19 protein-coding genes are annotated in these 24,785 nt (G+C 70.2%); 7 read left to right on the top strand and 12 right to left on the bottom strand.

What is annotated here, in order from left to right; translation table 11 throughout:
* Positions 1-296: 296 nt before the first annotated feature.
* From GA0070607_RS08990 to GA0070607_RS09005, 4 genes are all read left to right on the top strand, one after another.
* Positions 297-4,922, top strand: a complete 4,626-nt coding sequence (locus GA0070607_RS08990) for a golvesin C-terminal-like domain-containing protein (RefSeq protein WP_089017791.1) — start codon at positions 297-299, stop codon at positions 4,920-4,922.
* Between the two features lie 192 nt (positions 4,923-5,114).
* Complete coding sequence (locus tag GA0070607_RS08995; protein ID WP_089017792.1) at positions 5,115-5,741, top strand: SMI1/KNR4 family protein; 627 nt, start codon at positions 5,115-5,117, stop codon at positions 5,739-5,741.
* A 202-nt stretch (positions 5,742-5,943) separates the two neighbouring features.
* Positions 5,944-6,861 carry an AfsR/SARP family transcriptional regulator gene (locus tag GA0070607_RS09000; RefSeq protein WP_172899006.1) on the top strand — a complete coding sequence of 306 codons (918 nt, stop codon included), beginning with the start codon at positions 5,944-5,946 and terminating at the stop codon, positions 6,859-6,861.
* Between the two features lie 120 nt (positions 6,862-6,981).
* Positions 6,982-7,383, top strand: a complete 402-nt coding sequence (locus tag GA0070607_RS09005) for a peptidoglycan-binding domain-containing protein (RefSeq protein WP_089017794.1) — start codon at positions 6,982-6,984, stop codon at positions 7,381-7,383.
* 88 nt (positions 7,384-7,471) lie between these two features.
* On the opposite strand, the gene GA0070607_RS09010 is transcribed toward GA0070607_RS09005, so the two are convergent.
* The 9 genes from GA0070607_RS09010 to GA0070607_RS09050 form a co-directional block, all read right to left on the bottom strand.
* Positions 7,472-8,752: an ABC transporter permease gene (locus tag GA0070607_RS09010; protein ID WP_089017795.1), complete on the bottom strand. Its 1,281-nt coding sequence runs from the start codon at positions 8,750-8,752 to the stop codon at positions 7,472-7,474.
* Positions 8,753-8,755: 3 nt separating this feature from the next.
* On the bottom strand, positions 8,756-10,111 hold the full coding sequence (locus GA0070607_RS09015) for an ABC transporter permease (RefSeq protein WP_089017796.1): 1,356 nt from the start codon (positions 10,109-10,111) through the stop codon (positions 8,756-8,758).
* Positions 10,108-11,784 carry an ABC transporter ATP-binding protein gene (locus tag GA0070607_RS09020; protein ID WP_089017797.1) on the bottom strand — a complete coding sequence of 559 codons (1,677 nt, stop codon included), beginning with the start codon at positions 11,782-11,784 and terminating at the stop codon, positions 10,108-10,110. The genes GA0070607_RS09015 and GA0070607_RS09020 overlap by 4 nt, the downstream gene beginning before the upstream one ends.
* 123 nt (positions 11,785-11,907) lie before the next feature.
* Positions 11,908-12,975, bottom strand: coding sequence for a BMP family lipoprotein (locus GA0070607_RS09025; RefSeq protein ID WP_089017798.1), 1,068 nt, complete (start codon positions 12,973-12,975; stop codon positions 11,908-11,910).
* A gap of 276 nt (positions 12,976-13,251) precedes the next feature.
* Positions 13,252-13,593 (bottom strand): hypothetical protein, encoded by a 342-nt coding sequence (locus GA0070607_RS09030; RefSeq protein ID WP_089017799.1) that lies wholly within the window; start codon positions 13,591-13,593, stop codon positions 13,252-13,254.
* 62 nt (positions 13,594-13,655) lie between these two features.
* The gene (locus tag GA0070607_RS09035) at positions 13,656-15,461 is read right to left on the bottom strand and encodes a glycoside hydrolase family 13 protein (protein WP_089017800.1); all 1,806 of its coding nucleotides are present in this window, start codon (positions 15,459-15,461) and stop codon (positions 13,656-13,658) included.
* A gap of 78 nt (positions 15,462-15,539) precedes the next feature.
* A complete protein-coding gene (locus tag GA0070607_RS09040) occupies positions 15,540-16,475 on the bottom strand; it encodes a sugar ABC transporter permease (protein WP_231930915.1) in 936 nt (311 codons plus the stop codon).
* Positions 16,472-18,109 carry an ABC transporter permease subunit gene (locus GA0070607_RS09045; protein WP_089017801.1) on the bottom strand — a complete coding sequence of 546 codons (1,638 nt, stop codon included), beginning with the start codon at positions 18,107-18,109 and terminating at the stop codon, positions 16,472-16,474. Before GA0070607_RS09045 ends, GA0070607_RS09040 begins: the two co-directional genes overlap by 4 nt.
* Positions 18,109-19,356 carry a sugar ABC transporter substrate-binding protein gene (locus GA0070607_RS09050; RefSeq protein WP_089017802.1) on the bottom strand — a complete coding sequence of 416 codons (1,248 nt, stop codon included), beginning with the start codon at positions 19,354-19,356 and terminating at the stop codon, positions 18,109-18,111. The genes GA0070607_RS09045 and GA0070607_RS09050 overlap by 1 nt, the downstream gene beginning before the upstream one ends.
* A 199-nt stretch (positions 19,357-19,555) precedes the next feature.
* Between GA0070607_RS09050 and GA0070607_RS09055 the strand changes: the two genes are divergently transcribed.
* From GA0070607_RS09055 to GA0070607_RS09065, 3 genes are all read left to right on the top strand, one after another.
* Positions 19,556-20,602, top strand: coding sequence for a LacI family DNA-binding transcriptional regulator (locus GA0070607_RS09055; RefSeq protein WP_089017803.1), 1,047 nt, complete (start codon positions 19,556-19,558; stop codon positions 20,600-20,602).
* A 32-nt stretch (positions 20,603-20,634) separates the two neighbouring features.
* Entirely contained in the window at positions 20,635-22,269 is a 1,635-nt protein-coding gene (locus GA0070607_RS09060) for a glycoside hydrolase family 13 protein (protein WP_089017804.1), read from the top strand.
* A 206-nt stretch (positions 22,270-22,475) separates the two neighbouring features.
* A complete protein-coding gene (locus tag GA0070607_RS09065; protein WP_089021737.1) occupies positions 22,476-22,847 on the top strand; it encodes a VOC family protein in 372 nt (123 codons plus the stop codon).
* Between the two features lie 46 nt (positions 22,848-22,893).
* Here the strand turns inward: GA0070607_RS09065 and GA0070607_RS09070 are convergent, their stop codons facing one another.
* The 3 genes from GA0070607_RS09070 to GA0070607_RS09080 form a co-directional block, all read right to left on the bottom strand.
* On the bottom strand, positions 22,894-23,331 hold the full coding sequence (locus GA0070607_RS09070) for a hypothetical protein (RefSeq protein WP_089017805.1): 438 nt from the start codon (positions 23,329-23,331) through the stop codon (positions 22,894-22,896).
* A gap of 81 nt (positions 23,332-23,412) precedes the next feature.
* Positions 23,413-23,799: a GntR family transcriptional regulator gene (locus tag GA0070607_RS09075; RefSeq protein WP_089017806.1), complete on the bottom strand. Its 387-nt coding sequence runs from the start codon at positions 23,797-23,799 to the stop codon at positions 23,413-23,415.
* Positions 23,799-24,722, bottom strand: coding sequence for a YhjD/YihY/BrkB family envelope integrity protein (locus tag GA0070607_RS09080; protein ID WP_089017807.1), 924 nt, complete (start codon positions 24,720-24,722; stop codon positions 23,799-23,801). The genes GA0070607_RS09075 and GA0070607_RS09080 overlap by 1 nt, the downstream gene beginning before the upstream one ends.
* Positions 24,723-24,785 lie beyond the last annotated feature (63 nt).

Genomic DNA, 24,785 nt, shown 5'->3' on the forward strand with positions numbered 1-24,785 from the left:
GCCACTGCCGAACCCCCGGCTTTCGACCCGACGGCAACCGGCGTCCCGGGCGGCAGTTCCGTGTTCAAGCCGCCAGAAAACAGGCCGTATACGGCATCGACCGTCATCAAAGCAGGTGGGCTTCCCCCTCGCCGCCCAACCGGTGGCCGGTCCGCCGGCCCGGTGATGGCCCGACGATGAGCCCGCTCCGAATGATTTCGCCCGCCGTCACATCGGCGGCCCCTGCTCGCGGTCCGGAGACGGGGAGACATCAGGAGGACGGCTTGCTGACAAGACGATCTACGAGAAAGTGGCGGATGCTGGCGGCCATCACCGCCGTGGCCGCCGCCAGCATCACGATTCCGTTCGGCGCACCGCAGGCGCGGGCAGCGGAACCCGAGAGTCAGGCCGCACGGGCGGAACCGGCGGTCCCGCCGAAGGGGACGGACACCCGCCACGACACGGTCGCTCCCGAACGACGAGACGAGGTACTGGCACCCGGCTGGCGTACCTCGGCGGACCTGAGCTGGACGACCTCGGGCGACGTCCGGGGCTTCCACGTGCTCGCGGCGACGGCTCGCAGCGGATACACCTGGCGGACGGTGGCGACGCTTGCCGAACCAGGCTTCGACGCGGACCAGTGGATCGGCAACGCCTGCCTCACCGGATCGGGCCGGCGGCTGGTCGTCGTGTACGCGCCACGGACGTTCACCAACAAGGCCGACCTCTTCGACCGGGGAGGCTTCACCGCGGTGGTGGACCTCGTCAGCGGCAAGGTCACCAAGCTGCCGGTGCAGAGTTCACTGGCGTACTTCAACCCGGGTTGCGGCACCGGCGAGAGTGCCGTCGTCGCTCAGTTCGACGGTGAGCGGATCGACAGGCCCACGGTCAGGACGGTGCGGAGCCGACTGCTGACGGTGGACGCCGAGGCTGGATCGGTGTCGGCACCGATCCAGCTCGAGACGGAACTCAGCTCGGCTGTGCCGACCCGGGACGGCATCGTCGCGGCTGGCGGTGGCCGGCTGCTGCGCGTCGGTACGAACGGCAGCCTCACCCCGCTCGCCGCCACCGAGGGAACCGCGTTCCGGCTGGTGCCCGACAAGACGGGCGGGGTGCTCTTCATGGACCGGGCCGGCGATGGTACGCGGGTCAAGCGCACCCTGCCACGACCCGGATCGGCCGTGACCACGCTCGCCGAAGGCAAGCTCAGCGACCTCGGGCTCGCCCGGGGGTCGGACGGCCGCGCCTTCCTGACCGGTGCGGCGACGCGGGTGGCGACGCTGCCGACCAGCGTGCGGCGTCTGGACGTCCCCGCAGGCGCGGAGCTCTCCTCCGAAGGCGCCGTGGCGCTCACCAGGATCAGCCAGAACCGGATCAGCGGCGCCCCGACCGCCCGGACGGTGACGCCGGACAGCCCCGAGCCGGTCCGGATCGAGGCCCGAGTGACCGCGACCGGCGACGCAGTGGCCTTCGAGGTCGCGCCGGTGGCGACGGGTGCCGCCGCCGCGTCCGGACGAACCCCCCACCCCAAACTCGGCCGGCCCGCCGCCCGAGGCAAGTCGCAGCAGGGCCGGGCGCCCGGCGCGGAGCAGCGGGCGGCCGCCTCGCCGAACGACCCGGTCGAGGCCGAGCGCACGTGTTCGGTGCCCCGCAACGACCCGCGTAACCAGGCTCTGCAACCCAAGCCACGGCAGGTGGAGTGGGCCGTCGACCAGGCGATCACCGACTCCCTGCACAACACCCGGGAGGCGAACTGGAAGAACCTCGGGATGCCCGCCTACAGCCCGCAGGGACTCTTCCCCTCCGTGGAGCTCACCGGCGGGGGTCGCGTTCCCGCGCAGATCATGCTCGGCATCATCGCGCAGGAGTCCAACATGTGGCAGGCGGCGCGATTCGCGCTGCCCGGCGTCACCGCGAACCCGCTGATCGGCAACTACTACGGCATCGACATCTACAACGCCAGCACCGGTGACGACTGGGACATCAACTGGGCCGACGCCGACTGCGGCTACGGCGCGACCCAGGTCACCGACCACATGCGACTCGCCGGCAAGGAGAAGGGGCCAGGCGACGAGGCGTGGGATTACCAGACGCAACGGGCGGTCGCCCTCGACTTCGCCACCAACGTCGCGGCCGGCCTGCAGATCCTGCAGAAGAAGTGGAACGAGACGAAACAGGCCGGCCTGACCGTGCACGACGCGGACCCCGCCGCCATCGAGAACTGGTTCTTCGCGGTCTGGGCGTACAACTCGGGCTTCTACCCGAACAAGGGTGACGGTCAACCATGGGGCGTGGGCTGGCTGAACAACCCGATCAACCCGCGTTACGACCCGCAGCGCCTGCCGTTCCTGGAGGTGACGTACGACGACGCCCGCACCCCGCAGAAGTGGCCCTACCCGGAGAAGGTGATCGGCTGGGCGGGCCACCCGATCGAGCTGAACGAGTCTCCGGAGACCCTGGTGGCCGGCTACCGGGCGGCCTGGTGGACCACCGTTCCGATGCGGGTGCTGGCCAAGCCGCCGCTGGACCTCTTCTGCAACCAGTCGAACCACTGCGACCCCGCCAAGACGATCACCCCGGACGATCCTGACGTCATCGGGGAACCCGCCGGACCGTGCGAGAACAAGAACGCGGCCGGCTACTACGACCTGCGATGCTGGTACAACCAACCGGTCGGCTGGAAGGCAGAGCCCGGGGAGGCCTGCGTGGCCTGCGGAAACGAGGTGCTGCGCTTCGACCCCGGGTACGCGTACCAGGATGACGGGACCAGCTTCCCACCGAAGTGTGACCTCTCCGGCTTGCCGGCGGGCGCCAAGGTGATCGACGACGTGCCGGACGGCACCCCGTCGATCCGGCCCAACTGCGGCCGGCCGTGGTCGAACGCGGGAACCTTCCGCCTGGACTTCGCCTCGGACAGCGGGGGCCGGTACCCGGCCAAGGTCGACCTGCACCAGATCGGCGCCGGGTTCGGGGGGCATTTCTGGCGTGGCCACACCCGGACGGCAACCGACGAGGGCGGGAAGCTGAGGACCACCGGCACCTGGGCCCTGTCCCAGCCGATGAGCGGGTGGACCAGGGTCATGGTCTCGGTGCCGGACCACGGTGCGTGGACCGGCCAGGCCAGGTACACGATCAACCTTGGCAATGGCAAGAGCCGCTACCGGGTGGTCAACCAGACCTGGCAGACGAACCGCTGGGTCGACCTCGGCACCTTCAATCTCGCCGGCAACGCCAGCGTCTCGCTGAGCACGGTCACCGCCGACGGACGCGGCGAGGACAGCATCATCTTCGACGCCGTCGCCTTCGCGCCGACCAGCAGGCCGTCGGCGTTCTACGTCGCGATGGGCGACTCCTACTCCGCCGGGGAAGGCGGCGCTCCGTACGACCGGAACAGCGACTACAACCGGGAGAGCGACAGCCCGCTCGACAAGAACGCCTGCCACCGGTCCCAGCAGTACGCCTACCCGCGGTTGGTGACCCTGCCGGGCCAGACGCAGCCGATCGCGTCGCAGGCGGCCGAGGGCAAGGCATCGTTCGCGCTGATCGCCTGCTCGGGCGCGATGACCACGAGCGTGACCACGGACGCGGTCAACAGCCCGCCGAGCGCGGACGACCAGCGGGGCAGCACCGTCTGGGGCAGCAAGGACTATCACTACGGTGAACTGACGCAGGTCGACCAGGGTTATCTGGACGAGGACACCACCCACGTCAGCATCTCCATCGGCGGCAACGACGCCCGCTTCGGGGACGTGATGAAGGCCTGCATGCTGGCCATCGGCAGCTGTGACGACGACGACTTCCGGGTGACCCGGCAGAACGACGTGGTGGACCCCGCACCGCTCAAGCAGTACGAGACGAACCTGATCCGCAACCAGCTTCCGTCCCACCTGCTGGCCACCTACCGGGCGATCCACGCGAAGGCGCCGAACGCCCAGATCGTGGTCGTCGGCTATCCGCAGCTGTTCGACGACCACCCGTCGGGTGGCTGTTATCTCATCACCCCGGAGGAGCAGCAGCTGCTCAATTCGTTCGGCACGTTGCTGAACATCAGCATCGCGAAGGCCGTCGAGACGGTCCACGGTCAGGGCGTCAACATCCGCTTTGTCGACCCCAACCACCGGTGGCGTATCGGCACCGGCCCCGACACCCACGGCGCGTGTCCGGACGTGGACGGCAGCTGGATACACGCCGTCATCGCGACGTCGGAGTCGGGAAGCGGCCGGGACGTTCCGGGGGCGGGAAGTTGGCACCCGAAGGTGGAGGGGCAGCGGCAGCTCGCCCTGCTGGTGAATTCGAGCCTGGCCGGCTACAGCTCGGCCTCGGCCGTGCAGACCCGGATCAGCAACTACGTGGCCAGCCGGGCAGCGGACGGCTGGACGATCAGCGCCCCGCAGGCGCAGAACGCGGCGGACACCTGCCTGCGGTTGGCACGGGTGGGAGGGCTTGTCGGTGACCCCTGCATGACCATGCCCATCCTCTTCCCGACCTCGGCGGACGCGGCCGGCGCGGCGAACAACGACATGGAGGCGCTGAAGGGGCATCCGTCCTGGGTGGCGCTGCACTACGTCAAGGGCAGCGAGAAGGAGAAGGGATGGTCCCGGAGCTGGATGAACCTTGCCGCCACCAATCAGACGACCTGTCCGACCCCCCGCCCCACGGGCATGCAGTGCGACGAGTTCCCGTTCTACACCAGCGAGCAGGGGGCGGCGTGGGACCGCCACCTTGGCGAGAACTCACCCACCAGCACGAGGCTTCGGCTGGTGCCAACCGCCGAGAATCGAGCTGAGGGGACGATGGTCGGCGCCATGTATACGAAATGCCAGATGGCCAGCGGCACGTACACTGCGCTGGCGCCACGCGTACTGACCGGCAATGGGCAGCCCTACCTGACCATTCCGCTGGTCGGCACCACCAACATCCCCAAGACGTTCTACACCTGCTGACAATCCACTTCGGGCATTGACGGCAGGATGCCGGCCGGTCGGCGCGTTCGGGAAACTTGAGCGCGGCGGCCGGCCAAACCCTTTCCTCCAATGAGGACAGGCTGAGCCCGGGCCGATTCCTACTATCAACTCAGCAGTCGGAATGCACAGGCAGTGATTGCGCTCCCCCATCGCCCGTGCAATCCTGCAACCGTGTCTGACGTCGACCAGGACCTGACCACCATTCTCGGGCAACTCGAATCACAATGGCGCGAAAACGGCGCGCCGATAGCCGGCCGGCTCGCACCTGGGCTTTCCGACGACCAGCTCGCCGCCGACTTCCGGGCCGCGGATCTCCACCTGCCCGACGAGGTACGGCGCTGGTGGGGCTGGCATGACGGGGTGCGCCGCCTGGAGCCCGCGACCCGCCTGGGCGTGGAGAGTCAGGTCGGGCCGGGCGGCTGGGAGTTCCTCACCCTGGCCGAGTCGATGGCCGAGCGCAACCTGATGCTCAGCCTGTGCGGCCGCGCGCACTACCCGGCCGATGACCAGGACTGGGACGGCTACTGGCGGCCGTCCTGGCTGCCGCTGTTCGCCTTCGACTCGAACCTGGTCTTCGTCGACCTCGACCGGTCCCCGCTCGGAAGGGTGCCTGTCCACCTGTGGGCGGCCCAGCCGGAGGACGTCGGCGTTCCGCGCACGACGTCCCTCGCCGAACTGCTGGCGATCTGGGTCCGTCTCCTCGACGAGCGCTACTACTGGTGGTCCGCCGAACAGGGGCGGTGGCAGGACCGCCGGCCGGACGTACCCCCACCGCTCATCGACAGAGGCCTCCTTTGACCGGCGTCCGGAAGGGGCATCCCCGCCCTGACCAGCAAATCTTTGTTATCTTGACACCCCTCAATGTGAGCGGCAGTATGGACGGCCTTGGTACCGCACACCACGGCTACGGGGGCAAGGAATGCGGTTTCGGCTTCTGGGTGCACCATGCGCGAAAGAAGTGTTCGCGGTGGCCGGTCGACGAGCGACCGTTATTGCGGCGATGCTGGCGATAAACCACAACAGGTCGGTTTCCCTTGACCGGCTGGTCGACGCCGTCTGGGAGTCAGCTCCGCCCGCCACCGCCAGAGAACAGGTGCAGAACTGCGTCTCGCTGATGCGGCGTAATCTGCGGACCACTCCGGCGGATCTCATCATCGAACGAAACAGAATCGGTTACCAGCTTCGCGGCGACGATTTCGAGACGGACGCCCACTGTTTCGAGCGCGAGGTGCGGGCGGCCGACGAGCTCCTCACCGAGGGCCGGTTGGCCGACGCCGCCGGCCGGCTGCAACAGGGGTTGGCACACTGGTCCGGGCCTGCGCTCGACGGACTGAACGCCCGGGAGCTACGCGCCCACGCGATCCGCCTCGACGAGTTGCGGTTGGCCGCGATGGAGCGGCTCGCAACGACCAACCTGCGGCTGGGGCGGCACGATCGGGCGATAGCCGAGCTACGTGCGCTGATCGAAATAGAACCGCTCCGGGAGAACATTTCCATACTGCTGATGGACGCGCTGGCCGACAGCGGTCGGTCCATCGAGTCGCTGACCGTCTACCGCGTCTATCGCGACCGGCTGCGTACGGAACTGGGCGTCGAGCCGGGGCCGGTCGCCAAGGCCAGGGAGCGTCAGCTCCTGCAGTCGTTGAACCCGCCTGCCCCGATCGCCGTCGAAAATCGCGTCGGGCCGACCCGGCTCGCCGCCCCGGCGACCCAGCATCGGCACCTGGACCGGGCCGAGGTGAACCTGGACCGGAAGATATCCAGCCACTTGGAGACGGCGTACGCCCACATCCGGGCGGCGTTCGAGCTGCTCGGGGCGGGACCTCCCGGGTACATCGAGCTTCCCGGCCTCACCCCGCCGCACGCCGAGCAACGCAAGACCACGCCGCCCACGTACCACCGTCGCGTCGGCCCTTGATCGCCGTCGGTCGCCGGTGGCAGACCAGTGTCGGAGCGGTGTCGGATCAGTGGCGGGCACGGTCAGGCTGGTCTCCTCGGCTCACCGGCCCTGATCCCGACCAGGAAGGAACGCTCCCTGATGCGTAGGTTCAAAGTAGCGACGGCACTCGCGGTGGTGGTCGCCAGCGCCACCCTGCCGGTGGTCCTGACCGCGAGCCCAGCGGCGGCCGCACCGCAGTGCGTGCTCGCGCTGTATTACCAGAACAACTACGTGCCGGGCAGTGGCGACCTGTCACCGAACTGCACCATGGGCTACGGGGCCTACGGCAACGCGGTCCGGGAACTCCAGAGAAGCCTGAACACCTGCTACCGCAAGGGCCTCACGGTGGACGGGGACTTCGGTGGAAAGACCCGCGACGCGCTGAAGAGCGTGCAGGGCTCGCTCAAGATCTCGCAGGACGGTGTCTACGGGCCGCAGACCGCCCGCGCGATGAACCACATCATCGCCGAGGCCAGCGGCTGCGACCGCATCAGCTTCTAGGCCCTGACTCGGATGCCGGGTCCGCCGCAAACGGCGGCCGACCCGGCATCTGACGCCTTCGTCCGGCGAGCGGGCGCTACCTCGCAGCTCAGCCCTTGATGTACGGCTTGCCGTCCGCGGCCGGTGCCCGGACCCGACCGACAAGCCCGGCGACCGCCAGGATCGTCGCCAGGTAGGGCAGCATCGCCAGGAACTGGCTGGGGATCACGCTGTTGATCGCGCCCAGATAGGTGGCGAGCTGGTCGGCGAAGCCGAAGAAGAGCGCGGCGAGCAGCGCGCCGGTCGGGTTCCACCGGCCGAAGATCAGCGCGGCCAGTGCGATGAAGCCCTTGCCGCCGATCATGTTCTTGGTGAACGAGTAGAGCGCCAGCGTGTAGGACGCGCCACCGATGCCGGCGACCACGCCGGCCAGCAGCACGTTGCGGTAACGCACCCGCAGCACCTTGACGCCGAGTGTGTCGGCGGCGGTCGGGTGCTCGCCCACCGAGCGGGTACGCAGCCCCCACCGGGTCCGGAACAGCCCGATGTGGATCACCAGCACCAGGAGCAGGCCGAGGTAGAGGAAGATGTTGCCGCGGAACAGCGCCGGGCCGAGCACCGGGATGTCCTCGAGCAGCGGGATGTTCCAGTTGCTGAAGCGGGGTGAGCTGTTGTATTTCGTCGCGTCGGTCTGCATCAACCGCTCGTAGAGGAAGCCGGTGACACCGACCGCCAGCAGGTTCAGCACGATGCCCATGACGACCTGGTCGACCAGGTAGCGGATGGCGAAGACGGCCAGCAGCAGCGAGATGAACGCTCCACCGACGGCGGCGGCGACCAGGCCCACCCAGACGCTGCCGGAGATGCTGCCGAACAGCGCGCCGCTGAACGCGCCCATCAGCAACTGACCCTCGATGGCCACGTTGACCACGCCGGACCGCTCGCAGAGCACCCCGGCGAGCGCACCGAAGATCAGCGGCAGGGCCAGGATGAACGTACCCCGGATGATGTTGACCAGCGGCATGAAGTTCTGCCCGACCGGCGCGGCGGAGACCTGCCAGCAGAGGAAGGAGAGCACGAAGCCGACCAGCCCGACGCCGAGCACGGGAAGGAACCAGCGTTTCGGCACCCCCGCGAGCAGCGCCGCGCCGGCGGCGATCGCGATGATCCCGAACAGGATCGCCCCGATCGTGCCGTTGATCTCCAATGCGGCGCCGGCCGCGTCGTCGCTGAGCGTGAACCGGGCCTGCTGGTCGGTGGCGAGCGCGCCGAAGAGCACGGCCGACAGCAGGCCGAGCGCCAGCAGCGTCAGACCGACCTTGCGGCTACGGGTCCAGAAGCCCTCGTCGACCGGGGCGACCGCGATGTCGGGGACAGCCATGGTGGACATGAGTTACCAGCCCTTCGCCAGGCTCGTCTGCAACCGGGCGGCGCGCGCGGCCCGGAGCTGGAAGATCGCCTTCACCAGGGCCGGCGCGGCGATGAAGATGACGATCAGCGCCTGGAGCACGGTCACCAGCTCCAGCGAGATCCCCGAGTACGACTGCATCCGGTTGCCGCCGGCCTGGAGCGCCCCGAACAGCAGGCCTGCCAGCAGCACCCCCCACGGCTTCACCCGGCCGAGCAGCGCCACCAGGATGCCGTCGAAGCCGATCTGCGCGACCACCAGCGGGGTCAGTGCGCTGGCGGTGGAGCCGAGGACCATGTTCGAGCCACCGAGGCCGGCGAGGATCCCGGAGAAGACCATGATCAGGATGTAGGTCCGGGTGACGCTGATGCCCGCGGTCCGGGCGGCGTCCGGGTTGGCGCCGACCGCGCGCAGCTCGAAGCCGAGCGTCGAACGGTTCAGCAGCCAGGCGACCGCCCAGGTGGCCAGCACGGCGAGCAGGATGCCGGCGTGCACCCGCAGGTTGTCACCGAGCAGCCGGGGCAGCTGGGCGGAGGTGTCCACCGCCTTGCTGATCGCGTCGGTCCGGGTCGGATCCTGCACGCCGTTCTGCACGATCAACCAGGTGAGGAAGTACGTGGCGACGTAGTTGAGCATGATCGTGTTGATCACCTCGTGCGCCCCGGCACGGGCCTTGAGGATGCCCGGGATGAAACCCCAGATCGCCCCGCCCAGGCCGCCGGCCAGCACCGCCACCAGCAGGTGCAGGCCGGGGGGCAACGGCAGCAGGAAACCGGCCAGCGCCGCCAGGATCACGCCGACGGTGGCCTGGCCCTGGGCGCCGATGTTGAACAGGCCGCCGCGGAAGGCCAGCGCCACCGCCAGGCCGGTGAAGACCAGCGGCGCGGTGTAGGTGAGGGTCTCGGAGATCGGCGCGAGCACGGCCTGCCAGCCGTTGCTGCCGTTCAGCCAACCGGAGAACGCCTCCGGGTCGAAGATCGAGCCCTTGAACAGGTTCGCGTACGCCTCGCTGACCAGCGTCCAGCTGGCGCTGAAGGCGTCCGACGGGCGGGCGGTGATGTACGAGTAGGTGGAGAGCACGGCCGGATCAGAAATGATCATCAGCACCGCACCGACCACGATCGCCAGCACCAACGACAGCAGGGTCACCGTGAAGGTGTTGGCCGCCCAGAGATTGTCCAGGAACAGCCGGCCCAGGCTGGGCTTGGGCTCCGGTGCCGAGGGGTCCTGCTTGGTCGCCGGCTCGGCCCGTTCGGTGTTGCCGAGCGCGTTCTGCGCGGCCTGCGCCTCGCTCGCCGGCTCCTTGTCCGGGGAGCCGGACTGCGGGATGGGGTCGCTCATGCCTCGTCCTCGTTCGCGGAGCCTGCGTCGCTCGCCGGGCTCCCGTCGGTGGCCGCGCCATCGGTGGGCACGGCGTCCGTACCCGGCTCGTGGGCCGCGTCCGGGCTGATGCCGGCCATCAGCAGGCCGATCTCCTCGCGTGGGGTGTCCGGGCCGACGATGCCGATGATCCGACCTCGGTACATCACCGCGATCCGGTCGGCCAGCCCGATCACCTCGTCGAGTTCGCTGGAAACCACCATGACGGCGGTGCCGATGTCCCGCTCGCGGATGATCCGGCTGTGGATGAACTCGATGGACCCGACGTCGACGCCGCGGGTCGGTTGTGCGGCGATGAAGAGCTTCAGCGGCCGGGACAGCTCCCGTGCCACGATCACCTTCTGCTGGTTGCCGCCGGAGAGGGTGCCCACCGCCGCATCGGCCGATGAGGTGCGGACGTCGAACTGCTCGATCCGCTCCTTCGCCGAGGCCGCGATCGCGTCCGGCCTGAGCGCGAGCCCCGCACCGAACGGCGGCCGGTCGTAGATGTCCAGCACCAGGTTCTCCGCGACGCTGAACTCCTTGACCAGGCCGTCCACGCTGCGGTCCTCCGGCACGTAGCCGACGCCGGCGCGGAGCACCTTCTTGGTCGTCCAGCCGTCGATCCGGTCGCCGCCCAGGCTGACCGTGCCGGCGAGCACCGGCCGCAGGCCCATGATCGCCTCGATCAGCTCGGTCTGACCGTTGCCCTGCACGCCCGCCACGCCGAGCACCTCGCCCGCGCGTACGGTCAGGTCCACCCCGTCGACCGCGCGGATCTGCCGGTCGTCGTCGACGACCAGCCCGGCCACCTCCAGCATCGGCTCGCCCGGTGTGGCAGTGCCCTTGTCCACTGTGAGCCGGACGCTGCGCCCCACCATCAGCGCGGCCAGCTCGTCCCGGCTGGCCTCCGGGGAGGCGGTGCCGACGGTCTTCCCCCGCCGGATCACGGTGATCCGGTCGGCGATGGCCTTGACCTCGCCGAGCTTGTGGGTGATGAAGACGATCGACTTGCCGGCCGCCTTGAGCGACCGCATGACCGTCAGCAGTTCCTCGGTCTCCTGCGGGGTGAGCACGGCGGTCGGCTCGTCCAGGATGAGCAGGTCGACGTCGCGGGTGAGCGCCTTGACGATCTCGACGCGTTGTTGGATGCCGACCGGCAGGTCCTCGATCACCGCGTCCGGGTCGACCTGCAGGTTGTAGCGCTCGGACACCTCGGCGACCTCGCGCCGGGCGCGCCGCCGGTCCAGGAAACCGGCGATGCCGCCCCGGACCTGCTCGGCTCCGAGCATGATGTTCTCGGTGACCGTGAAGACCGGCACCAGCATGAAGTGCTGGTGCACCATGCCGATCCCGGCCGCGATCGCGTCGGACGGGCCCTTCAGCTTCAGCGGCTTGCCGTCGACCAGGATGTCGCCCTCGTCGGGCTGGTACAGCCCGTAGAGCACGTTCATCAGGGTCGACTTGCCCGCGCCGTTCTCGCCGAGCAGGGCATGAATCTCTCCAGGCTCCACCGTCAGATCGATGTGGTCGTTGGCGACCAGATCACCGAACCGCTTGGTGATGCCGCGCAGTTCGAGTCTCAGCGCAACCTCCTGGAGTGCGAGCGATGGTGCAGCGTAGCTGCCGTCGACCCGGCCGGCCGGCCCGGTCACCGTGGCGCGCGATCGGCCGCTCCGGCCCCACGGGTGGTCACCCGCGGCGCCGGAGCGGCCGGATCGGTCGTACCTGTCCCCCGCCGACCCTCCGATGATCTCACCGGAGGGACCGGCCGGTCGTCACTTGGTCGGCTGGGCCTGCGAGGTGACGGTGATGGTGCCGGCGGCGATGTCCGCCTTGATCTTGTCGATCTCGGTCTTCAGCTCGGCCGGAACCTTGCTGTCGAAGTCGTGGAACGGGGCGAGCGAGACACCGTTGTTGGCCAGGGTGCCGACGAAGCCCGGCTTGGCCGGCAGCTTGTCACCGGCGGCGGCCTTGACCACGGCCTCCTTGACGGCGTCCGGGATGTTCTTGACCACGGTGGTGATGATCGCCGCGCAGTCCGGGGTGCTCTCGCAGCCGTCGACGTCCACCCAGATGGTGTTGTACTTGCCGCCCGAGGCCTTGGCCGCGGCGGTCGTACCGAGGCCGGAGCCGCCGGCGACCGGCATGATGATGTCCGCGCCCTGGGCGACCAGCGTGTCGGAGACCTTCTTGCCCTCGTCCTGCTTGGCGAAGTCGTTGGTGAAGGAACCCTTCTGGGCCGCCTTGTCCCAGCCGAGCGCCTGGACGTTCTTCTTCTTGGTGGTGTTGTAGTACGCCACGCCGTCGACGAAGCCGTCCATGAAGATGGTCACCGGCGGGATCGGCAGGGCGCCGTAGGTGGCCACCTTGCCGGTCTTGGTCATCCCGGCGGCCAGGTAGCCCGCCTGGAAGGCGGCCTGCGCGGTGTCGAACTGCATCGGGTAGACGTTGGCGTCACCCGGGTTGGCGTCGACGATGCCGAACTCCTGGTTCGGGTTCGCCTTGGCGATCTTCGAAGTGGCGTTCGACATCAGGCCACCGACGGCCAGGATGAAGTTGCACTTCTGGTTGACGTACTGCGTCAGGTTCGGCTCGTAGTCGGCCTCGGCCTTCGACGCGACGTACTTGATGTCGATGTTGTCGTTGGCGGCCTTGGCCTCCTGCAGGCCCTTCCAGGCCGAAGCGTTGAACGACTTGTCGTCGATGCCGCCGACGTCGGTCACCATGCAGGCGCTGAACTTCTTGGCGCCACTGCCGGCGTTGTTGTCATCCTTGGGGGCCTCGCCACACGCGGCGGCGGTGAGCGCGAGCCCACCCACCGCGAAGATCGAGGCGATCCGCATCCCACGCACCGAGCGCAAGACGTCTCCTTCCCATTGCACACCGCGCCTAGTGCGGTGGCAGCCCATCAGCCGACCTGCGGTGTGCCGCCGGCTGTCCCACGTTACGGACGGGAGCGTACGCCCGCGCCCACCCACCAGCCGACAATCGTGCACGACTGTTGAGCGCCTGTTACCCGGGTGTAATCCGCGCGTGGGGCAAGTCACTCTTCGTGCTGGTAGGCGAGCAGCCCAGTGTCACGAACGTCCGCTTTTCGGGGGCGGCCCCCTCCTCGGACGTTACCGCCAAAAGACCGCGACCGCCGCGTTGACCAGCGTCAGGCCGACGATCGCGAGGAAGTGACCGCGATTGACCACGTCCCGCTTCCGCGAGAAGAAGACCATGACGAAGATCAGCAGCGCGATCACCAACTTCGTCACGAGCTTCGCCGGCGCCGGCTCGTCACCGTCGCGCAGCGGGGCGGAGAGGCCGAGCCCGGTCAGCAACTGGATCACCGACCCCCAGAGCATGGCCTGGTTGATCCGCAGCCGGCCGCTGATGTATTGGGCGATCGAGCCGCCGAGCAGCAGGGCGAAACCGATCAGATGGACATAGAGGAGAATCAGTCGCAGTGCTTCCACGCCGCACATCCTCCCCTATCAACGACAGTTCGTAGTAGGGGGTACCGCGATCGGCGCGTCGTTCAGCACAGCCGCCAGACCTGGAAGGTGGGGCCGTCACCGGGCAGGGTCACCGAGCCGTCCGGGCCGGGCCTGAGCGCCGGCGCACCCCCGTACACGTTCTCCGCCGCCGGAAGCCCGGCCAGCCGCACCGGTCCACCGGGCGCCCGGCGGGCGAGCACCAGCACCGCCCCGGTCGGCGCCTCGCGCAGGAAGACGAGCGTGTCCCTGTCGTGGTGCAGCCGCCGCAGGCCGCCGTGGCGCAGCGCCGGCTCGCCCCGCCGCAGCGCGATCAGCGCCCGGTACGCAGCGAACGTGCCGCCGTCCCAGGTCTGGGGGCGGTGCCACGGCATCGGGGTACGCGACGATTCGCCGTTCGTGCCGGTCAGACCCAGCTCATCCCCCGCGAAGATCATCGGGATGCCGGGCATGGTGGCGAGCAGCCCGGCGGCGACCTCCTGTCGGGCCGCGTCGCCGACCACCGTCCGAATCCGAGCCGAGTCGTGCGAGCCGAGCAGTTGCCACGAGTGCACGTACGAACGCCAGGACACCAGCGACCGGTAGGCGTCCATGGTCGCCAGCACGGCGTCCGCGTCCCGGCGGGGCACCCCGCCCGGAGTGCCGAGAAAGTTGGGCACCGGCTGGTCGCCGTGCCGTAGCCAGGACCAGACCGGGTCGGTGAAGCCGACGTAGTTCATTGTGCCGTGCCAGCCGTCGCGGTCCAGGTCACCGGTGTGGTCGTGGCCGTGCTCGGCCATCAGCAGGCCGTCCGGCCGATCCCGGGCGACCACCGCGCGCAGCAGCGCCGCCACCTCGTGGGTGTACGCGTCGGCGCCGCGGCGGCCGGTCATGTTCGCCACGTCCACCCGCCACCCGTCCAGCCCGTACGGCGGGCGCAGCAAGCGGCGCAGCACCGCGTCCTCGTCGGTGGCGAAGCGGCGGCGTAGCTCGGCGCTTCCCCAGTTCAGCTTCGGCAGCGACGTCACCCCGTTCCACGACTCGTAGTCCCCGGTGATCTCGTCGAAGTAGTACAGCCCCCGTTCGGGCCCGTGCACCTGGGAGGAGGCGGCGGTGAACCAGTCGTGCGCGTCGCCGGTGTGGTTGCTGGTGATGTCGCCGAGCAGCCGCCAGCCCCGGGCCCGTACCGCGTCCGCGAGCCGGGCCAGCGCGGCGTCCCCGCCGAGCAGCGGGTCGACCCGGTCGAAGCTGGCCGCGTCGTAGCGGTGGTTGGAGCGCGCCGGGAAGATCGGGGTGAGGTAGAGCGTGTTCACTCCGAGCCGGTCCAGGTGGTCCAGCCGCTCGGCGATCCCGTCCAGGTCGCCGCCGTAGAGCTGGCGCGGGGTTTCCGGGCCACACCCGATGACCGGGGTGTCCCAGTCGCACGGGATCGCCCAGTCCGGCAGCTGCCGGGCCTCGGCCGCCGGCGAGCGGGCGAACCGGTCCGGGAAGACCTGGTAGATCACCGCGTCCCGCGCCCAGGACGGCGGCGGGGCGTGGCTGACCAGCTTGAAGTCACACTGGTCGGGCACGTCGTGGTCGACCAGCCCGGCGGCGGTCAGCCACCGGGGGCCGCGCCGCCCGGAGAGCAGGAAGCGGTAGTTGCTCACCGGGTTGCGCGCCTCGACCTCGGCCCGCCACCAGACCTCCCGGCCGTCGACGCGGTCCACGCTGGCCTCGCGGAAACGCGGCTCACCGTCACCTGTGGTGCGCACGTGCACCTGCTGGACGTCGGCCCCGGCCGGCACCCGGACGAAGACGTCGACCGTCTCCCCCAGCGTGGGCTCCTGCTGCGGGACGTAGCTGGCGGATCCGTCGTGGTGCGGCTGCACGATCTTCCTTTCCGGGCGGCGTGCGGGAAGGCCTGCGCGGGGGTACGGCCGCACGCCGGGCGGCGCGGCAGGGTGCGGCTACCCCTTCACCGCGCCCGCCGTCAGCCCGGAGACGATGTAGCGCTGCAGGAGCTGGAAGACCAGCACCGTCGGGATCGCGGTGAGCAGGGTGCCGGCCGCGAAGATGCCGAAGTTGTTGTTGCGCTCGTTGCCCTCCAACATCCCGTACATGCCGACCGCCAGGGTCTTCGAGTCGGTGCCGGTGAGGAACACGTTGGCCATCAGGAACTCGTTGATGGTGCCGATGAACGCCAGCAGCCCGGTCACCGCCAGGATCGGCGCCACCAGCGGCAGCATGATCCGGAAGAAGACCTGGGCGTGCGACGCCCCGTCCATGGTCGCCGACTCGTCCAGCTCCCGGGGCAGGGTGTCGAAGAAGCCCTTCATCAGCCAGGTGTTCACCCCGAGCGCGCCGCCCATGTAGAGCAGCAAGAGCCCCCACGGGGTGTTGAAGCCGATCGACGGCCACAGGTCGGTGATCGTGCCGAAGATCAGGTAGATCGCCACGATCGCCAGGAACTGCGGGAACATCTGGATCAACAGCAGGGCGAGCAGCCCCACCCGGCGGCCGCGGAACCGCATCCGGGAGAAGGCGTACGCGGCCAACGCGGAGAGGAACACCGACGCGAACGAGGCCACCCCGGCGATCAGCAGCGAGTTGAGGAACCACCGCCCGAAGGCGGTCCGCTCGAACAACCCGCCGAAGTTGCCGAGCGACACCCCGTCGGTCGGCACCAGGTCGGAGGTGGAGAGCGTGCCGAGCGGGTTGAGCGCGGCGGACAGCACGAACACGATCGGGAAGAGGCTGAACAGCACGCCGAGCACGGCGACCACGTGCCGCCAGCCGACCTGCGCGAACCAGCGGTTGCTCCGCCGGCCGGTGACATTGCGGTTGACCGCCGGCGGCGGACCTGCCGGGTCGCCGGTACGCATGGCCCCGGTGAGCGTGGTCACGAGTACACCTCCTCCTGCTGACGGGTCCGCCGGAAGCTGACCGCCGAGACCACCGCGACGATGGCGAAGATGAACAGTGAGATCGCGGCGGCGAAGCCGAACTCCGCGCCCTGCCCGCCGAAGGCGAGCCGGTAGGTGTACGTGATGAGCAGGTCCGTCGCCCCGTTGGTCGGGTTGTCGGCCGGGAACGGCGCACCCTCTGTGGTCAGGTAGATCGCGTTGAAGTTGTTGAAGTTGTACGCGAACGACGAGATCAGCAGCGGGGAGAGCGCGACCAGCAGCAGGGGCAGGGTGACCGCCCGGAAGGACTGCCAGGGCGAGGCCCCGTCGACCGAGGTCGCCTCGGTGAGCTCTCGCGGGATGGCCTGCAACGCACCGGTGGCCACCAGGAACATGTACGGGTAGCCGAGCCAGAGCTGCACCAGGATGACCGCGAGGCGCGCCGTCCACGCGTGGCCGAACCAGTCCACGTCCAGGCCGAACAGGTTGTTGATCAGACCGAAGTCGGCGTTGAACATGTCCCGCCAGGCGAGCAGCATCGCGAACGACGGCATGGCGTACGGCAGGACGAGCAGCACCCGGTAGAGGTTGGTGCCGCGCATCCGGGGCGAGTGCAGCACGAGCGCGATCAGCATGCCGAGCAGGAACGTCCCGCCGGTGGAGGCGACGGCGAAGGTGAAGTTCCAGATCAGCGTGCCGAGGAACGGGCCGGAGATGTTCTTGTCGGTGAGCACCCGGGTGAAGTTGCTCAGCCCGACGCCGACCTTCCAGCCCTGCGCGAGCCGCTCGCCGTCGGCGGCGACGAAGGCGCCCACCTCCTCGTCGGCGGTCCAGGTCTGCCCGGTCTCGGTGTCCCGGACGCAGTCGCAGCCGGCCTCGTACGCCCGCACCGCCTTGCCCTCGTACGCGCGGGACAGGCCGCTGGAACGCAGCGCGCCGCCGGCGGTGGGCACCACCAGGTCGGTGATCTCCTTGCTGCGGGCGCTGGCCTGGCCGAAGTTGAGCACGGTGTAGCCGTCGGCGGCGGTGACCTTGCCGGCCGGGGTGACCGAGACGTCGGCGGCGTCGAGCTGGCGTAGCCCGCCGGTGTCGCCGGCCGAGACCGTGCCGGTGGCGGGGTCGGTGACCAGGAAGACCAGCGGTCCGGTGGCCGGGTCGCCCTTGGTGGCGATCGACAGGGCGTACTCGGCGGAGCCGGGCACCTGGGTGACCGAGGAGGTCTGGATCGCGACGACCGCGTCGTCCTTGCTGCCCCGGTGCCCGTCGCCGAAGTTGGTGAAGGCGGTGCTGGCCGTGTAGAGCACAGGGAAGACCTGGAAGGCGATCAGGAACAGGGTGCCCGGGACCAGGTACTTGGCCGGGATGTGCCGGCGGGTGAGGTACAGGTAGAACAGTCCGGCGGTGGTCGCCGCCAGCAGGGCCAGACCGGCCCACTCCCGTGCGTCGATGAGCGGGAAGGCCGCCCAGACCGCGATACCTGCGGTCAGGCCGAGCAGGAGCACCTTGCCGGCCAGGCCGGTCAGGGTGATCGGCGCGTGGTCACGCGCGGAACGGGAGCGCGGGGGCCGGGAGCCGACGGGCCCCCGGCCCGGGGCCTGCGTGGCAGGCCCCGGGCCGGACAGCGGCGTGCTCATTACTTGATCTGGCCGGAGATGGTCTTGCCGGCCGCGGTGATGGTGCTGGTCGGGTCGGCGCCACCGATGACGGCGGCCTCGGCCTTGCCGAACGGGTCCCAGATCGCGGCCATCGCCGGGATGGCCGGAAGCACCTGGCCGTTCCTGCCGGCCTCCTGGAACTTGGCCAGGTCCGGGTCGCTGGCCTTGACCTGGTCGAGGGCGGCGGTCAGCGCCGGCGGCCGGGGCTCGGCGTTGTACAGCGCGACGGCCAGCTCGGGGGTGGTGGTGTAGTTGGCCACGAACTCCTGGGCCAGCGCCTTGTTCTTGCCCTTGGTGGCGACGTAGAAGGCCTGCACACCCACGAACGGCTGCGCCTCCTTGCCACCGGCGAAGCCGGGGATGGCGGAGATGTCGTACTTGATGTTGGCCTTCTTGATGTCGGCCACCGCCCACGGGCCGGAGACCAGGTACGCACACTTCTTGCTGGTGAAGGTGGCGATCGAGTTGGTGTCCGCGATGGAGCGCTTGAGCACGCCGGCGCCCTTCTCGCCGAGCGCGCCGATCTTCTTGAACGCCTCGATCGACGCGGGCTTGCCCACGCCCAGGTCCTTCGGGTCGTAGTCGCCGTTGGCGCCGGTGCCGAAGAGGTAGCCGCCGGCCGAGGTGTACAGCGGGTAGATGTGGTACGCGTCGCCCTTCTGGCCGACCTGGAGGCAGAGCGTCTCGGTGGCCTTCTTCGCCGTCTTGAGCTGCTTGCCCGTGGCGACCAGGTCCTCAATGGTCTTCGGCGCCTCGGGGGCCAGTTCGGTGTTGCGGATCAGCGCGAGGTTCTCCTGCGCGTACGGCACGCCGTAGACCTGGCCGTTGAAGGTGACCGCCTTGATGGCGGTCTCGTTGAACGCGCTCTTCTGCTCAGCGGCGAGCTGCACGGGGTCGATGGCGCCGTTCTGCACCAGGTTGCCGATCCAGTCGTGCGCGCCGACCACCACGTCGGGGCCGCTGCCCTGCTGGGAGGCGGTGACGAAGTTGGTCTGCAGGTCCTTGCTGACGGCCTCGACCTCGACGGTGACGCCGTTCTCCTGACCGAACTTCTCGGCGAACGGCTTGAGGGCGGCGGTCCGCTTGTCGTCCGCCCAGATCACCAGTTTGCCGCCGGCGGCCTTGGGGGATTCCTTCGCGGCCGGCTCGTCGCTGTCGCCACCACAGCCGGAGGCGGCCAGCGCCAGGGCGAAGAGGGCGACCACACCCGCGGTACGGATGCGCATCGGTACTCCTGTCGTCATGGTGGGTCCGCCGGGGGAAGGGCAGCCCGCCAGTGGGAAGCTCTGGAAGTTCTTGCCAACCGGCGCAGCGATGCCGCGCCGCTGCTCTCGCATGTTGCCGGGACGTTAGCAAGAGGTTGCAGATAATGGAAGGGTTTGCAGAGAGCCCCGCAAGAACTTGCCGGTGGGCTAAAGTGCCGCCATGCGCGCTCGACTGTCCGACATCGCCCAGCAGGCCGAAGTCAGCGAGGCCACGGTGTCGCGGGTGCTCAACGACCGCCCCGGCGTGGCCCCGGAGACCCGGCAGGCCGTCCTCACCGCCCTCGACGTGCTCGGCTACGAGCGACCAGCCCGGTTGCGCAAGCGCAGCGCCGGGCTGGTCGGCCTGGTGGTCCCGGAGCTGGACAACCCGATCTTCCCCGCCTTCGCCCAGGTCATCGAGTCGACGCTGGCGCAGAGCGGGTTCACCCCGGTGCTCTGCACCCAGACCGCCGGCGGAGTCACCGAGGACGAGTACGTCGAGATGCTGCTGGACCGGCAGGTCTCCGGGATCGTCTTCGTCTCCGGCCTGCACGCCGACACCGCCGCCAACCACGACCGCTACCGGGCGTTGATCGCCCGGCCGTTGCCGGTCGTGATGATCAACGGGTACGTCCCCGGCATCGGCGCCCCCTTCGTCTCGTGCGACGACGGGGAGGCCGCCGAGCTGGCGGTGGCCCATCTGGTCGCGCTCGGGCACCGCCGGATCGGCCTGATCACCGGCCCCGACCGGTTCGTCCCGGTGCAGCGCAAGGTGGCCGGCTGGCGCTCCGCGATGACCCGGCTGGCCGGCGTCGCCGAGGCCGACCTGGGCCCACTGGCCGAGCTGTCGCTGTTCGGTGTGGAGGGTGGCGAGGCGGCGGCCGGCCGGCTGCTGGACCGCGGCGTGACAGGTGTGGTGTGCGGCTCCGACCTGATGGCGCTCGGCGCGGTCCGGGCCGCCCGCCAGCGGGGCCTGACCGTCCCCGGCGATCTCTCCGTGGTCGGCTACGACGACTCGCCGCTGATGGCCTTCACCGATCCGCCGCTGACCACCATGCGGCAGCCGGTCATCGCGATGGCGGTGGCCGCGGTCCGGGCCCTGGTGGACGAGATCAACGGGCACGGCGCTCCGCACTCGGAGTACCTGTTCCGCCCAGAGCTGGTGGTACGCGGCTCCACAGCGGTCGCCCCGAGCTCCGCGCGGCTGGCTTACGCAAGATCTGCTTGACTCTTGCAGCGGCGGGCCGGCATATTGCTCGGATGATCAGCACCGCCACCCCGCCCCGCACCGCCGACGACGACTGGTGGCGCGCCGCGGTCGTCTACCAGGTCTACGTCCGCAGCTTCGCCGACAGCGACGGCGACGGCACCGGTGACCTCCAGGGTATCCGGCAGCGCGTGCCGTACCTGCGCGACCTCGGGGTGGACGCGCTCTGGCTGACCCCCTTCTACACCTCGCCGATGATCGACGGCGGGTACGACGTCGCCGACTACCGGGACGTCGACCCGATGTTCGGCACCCTCGCCGACTTCGACGCGATGATCACCGACGCGCACGCCCTCGGCCTGCGGATCATCGTCGATCTGGTGCCCAACCACACCTCCAGCGCACACCGCTGGTTCACCGCCGCCCTGGCCGCCGGCCCCGGCTCGCCGGAGCGGGCCCGCTATCTCTTCGCCGAGGGCCGGGGCGCGCACGGCGAGCTGCCGCCGAACGACTGGGAGAGCATCTTCGGGGGCCCCGCCTGGACCCGCGTCCCGGACGGCGAGTGGTACCTGCACCTGTTCGACCCGGCCCAGCCGGACCTGAACTGGCGCCACCCCGAGGTCCGCGCCGAGTTCGAGGACGTGCTGCGGTTCTGGCTGGACCGGGGCGTGGACGGCTTCCGGGTCGACGTGGCACACGGCATGATCAAGGCCGAGGGTCTGCCGGACGTCGGCTTCAGCACGCTGACCACCGGCCAGCGCCAGGTCGAGCTGCTCGGCAAGGGCCGGCTGCCCTACTTCGACCAGGACGAGGTGCACGAGATCTACCGCGCCTGGCGGCCCATCCTGGACAGCTACCCCGGGGGCCGGATGGCCGTCGCCGAGGCGTGGGCCGAGACCCCGCAGCGGCTGGCCCGCTACATCGGCCCGGACGAGCTGCACCAGGCGTTCAGCTTCGACTTCCTCGACGCGACCTGGTCGGCGGACTCGTTCCGCAAGGTGATCGACACCGCGCTGGCCGAGTCGAGAGTGGTCGGCGCGCCCACCACCTGGGTGCTGTCCAACCACGACAAGCAGCGACACGTCACCCGCTACGGCGACGGGGCCGAGGGGCTGCGCCGTGCCCGCGCGGCCAGCCTGCTGATGCTCGCCCTACCTGGCTGCGCCTACCTCTACCAGGGCGAGGAGCTGGGCCTCCCCGAGGTTCTCGACCTCCCCGACGAACTTCGCCAGGACCCGGCGTTCCTGCGCACCGGCGAGAGCCGGGACGGCTGCCGGGTGCCCATCCCGTGGAGCGGTCAGCTGGCCCCGTACGGCTTCGGGCCGGCCGGCAGCGAACTGAGCTGGCTGCCCGCGCCGGCGACCTGGTCGGCCCTCTCGGTCACCGCGCAGACCGGCGTGCCCGGCTCGACGCTGGAGCTGTACCGCACGGCGCTACGGATCCGGCACGAGCACCCGGCGCTGGCCGCCGACGCCGGCGGGGTGACCTGGCTGGAGAGCGGGCCGGGCGTGCTGGCGTTCTCCCGCGCCGCCGGCGCGACCGTGCTGACCTGCGTGGTCAACCTCAGCGGCGCACCGGTCCCCACCGACGGGTACGGCGAACCGCTCGTCTCCAGCGAGGCGCTCACCGGGCAGGGCTCCGGCCACCTGCTGCCGGTCGACGCGGCCGCCTGGTTGGAACGGCGCTGAGCGGGTAACCCGTCATCGACCTGGTCGTCCGTCGTGCCCCGCGCCGACGGGCGACTGGGCTACCGGCCCCTTGTGGTGGGGGGTGAGGTGGCGCCGGCGCCACGCGGAGTCCGCTCCGCGCGGCGCCGGTGTCCGTCCGGGCCGAGGTGTATCCCGTCGCCACCGGGGGTACCGGACAGGACACCCGCACGGTGGAGGTGACCCCGATGGTGGTACGGATGGCGCAGTGCACCATCGACGTCGAGGACGTGGACCTGATGGTCGCGTTCTGGTCGGCCGCCCTCGGCTACGAGATCGAGCAGGACGGCGACGGCAGCGCGAAGCTCTGGCCGCCGGGGCAGCCCTCCGCCGCGGTGCCCAGCGTCTGGTTGCAGGGCTCCGGCACACCGAAGCGGGGCAAGAACCGGCTGCACCTCGACCTCGTCTCCGACGGCGACCCGCAGGTCGAGGTGCGGCGGCTGATCGAGCTCGGCGCGCGGCAGATCGACGTCGGGCAGACCGGGACCGAGCAGTTCACGGTGCTCGCCGACCCTGAGGGCAACGAGTTCTGCGTTTTGGACTCGCCGCCGACCCGCTGACCGCGCCGTCATCGACGGGCGGGCGGCGTCGCCGGGCCGGAGCCGCTCACTTCGCGGTGAGCAGCGCTGCGATCCGGGTGAAGCCGGCGCGCACCTCGGCCTCGTCCGGCGGCTCGGCGGGTTCGCCATGGCCCGCCTCGTCGGCGGCGGCGTCCAGCTCCTCGTCGATCACGTCCTCGAAGTCGCCGTACAGGTCGGCCCCCTCGACCTGCCGGGCCTCGTCCTCGGCGGCGACCTGCGCGGCGGCGATCTCGCTGCGGATCTCGTCGGCGGAAAGCGCCGGCAGCAGCGGCTCCACCACGGCCATCAACTGCTCCTCAGCCACCACCGCCTCGGCCAGCGCCAACGCGTGCGGCCGCTCGTACGGCCCGCAGACCACCGGCTCCCACTCGTCGAGGTCACCGAGCGGGCCGAAGGTGATGATCCACGGCAGGCCGAGCATCGGCGAGTCGGCCGGCAGGTCCAGTGTCATGAGTGCGCCCACCGGCTCATCATGGTCCGCCAACGCGAGCGGTGACGCCGTTCGCCTCAGTTGTCGCCCGTCCGGCGCCCGATGAGGCTCCGGTCAGCCGGGGCGGGCGGCGTCCAGGGCGGCGCGGACCAGGGCGAGCGCGGTGGCCGGCGGCACGCCGAGCCGGACCGCCTCCGCCGCGTACCCGGCCGCCGCCCGGTGCAGCCGGTCCACGGCGTCGTCCCGGCCCGGGGCCACGAAGGTGCCGTTGCGTCCCCGGGTCTCCAGCAGCCCGGCCGCCTCCAGCTCCCGGTACGCCCGGGCCACCGTGTTCGCCGCCAGCCGCAGGTCGGCGGCGAGCTGCCGGACGGTGGGCAGGCGGCTGCCCACCGGCAACCGGCCGTCGCCGATCAACTCGGCAAGCTGCACCCGCACCTGCTCGTACGGGGGCACCGCCGAGTCAGGATCGACCGTGATCAGCACGTCCGGCACCTCCGCCATCAGCCCGCACCGCCCGGCGCACCGGGATCGGTGTCCTCGTCGAGATTCGGCGGCGGGGCGCCCTCCGCCAGGTCGACCACCCGCCCGCGCGTGCTGGTCGCGAGGAGCGCCGCCCCGAACAGCACCAGCTGGTTGAGCAGGTAGAGATAGAGCAGCAGGCCGACGGCACCGGCCACCACCGTGTACGCCGGGTTCCGCTCGGTGCGCACCACGTAGTACCGCCCGACGGTGTTCAGCAGCGTGATGCCGACCGCGACCAGCACCACCACCGGGCGCAGCCGGGAGCGGCTCACCCGCAGCCGGGGCACCGCGAGCAGCAGTGCGGTGGCGAGCACAGCGTTGATCAGCACGCTGAGCACGGCGCTGATCGTGGTCAGGCCGACCGAGCCGGTGCTGCGCAGCAGGAAGCGCAGCAGCGACTCCAACGCGTCCACCGCCGCCACCGAGACGCCGAGCAGCACGAAGACGCCGATCATCACGCCCAGGTCGACCAACCGCCGGATCACCAGGTTGCCGGGCTGCTGGTTTAGCCGGTACATCAACCGCTGCGAGGAACGGATCGCCTCCACCCAGCCGATCCCGGTGAAGACCAGGATGACGAGGCCGACCACACCGACCGTTCCGCTGGAGTTGGCGATCTGCTGGGCGTCCAGGAACGGCAGGTTGTCCTTCAGGAAATCGGCCGCCGCCGCGCTGACCTCGTCGTTGTCCTCGAGGATCGCGCCGAAGATGGAGTACGCGACCAGCGCGAGGGCGAACACCGCGAAGAAGCCGTAGTAGGCGATCGCCGCCGCCAGCCGCCCGGCCAGCACCTCGGCGTAGAGCGCGCCGGCTCGCCACACGTGGTCGAAGAGCCCCGACCGGCAGCGCGCGGCGCTCACCCAGCGGTCGATGCCCGCCTCGATCCGGCCGATCACGTTCACGCGGTCATCCTCGCCGATCTCCCGCCGCCGTGGTGGCAACCGGCTACCCGTGCTCGCCGGGCG

This window comes from Micromonospora coriariae (assembly GCF_900091455.1).
Taxonomy (GTDB): Bacteria; Actinomycetota; Actinomycetes; order Mycobacteriales; family Micromonosporaceae; genus Micromonospora; species Micromonospora coriariae.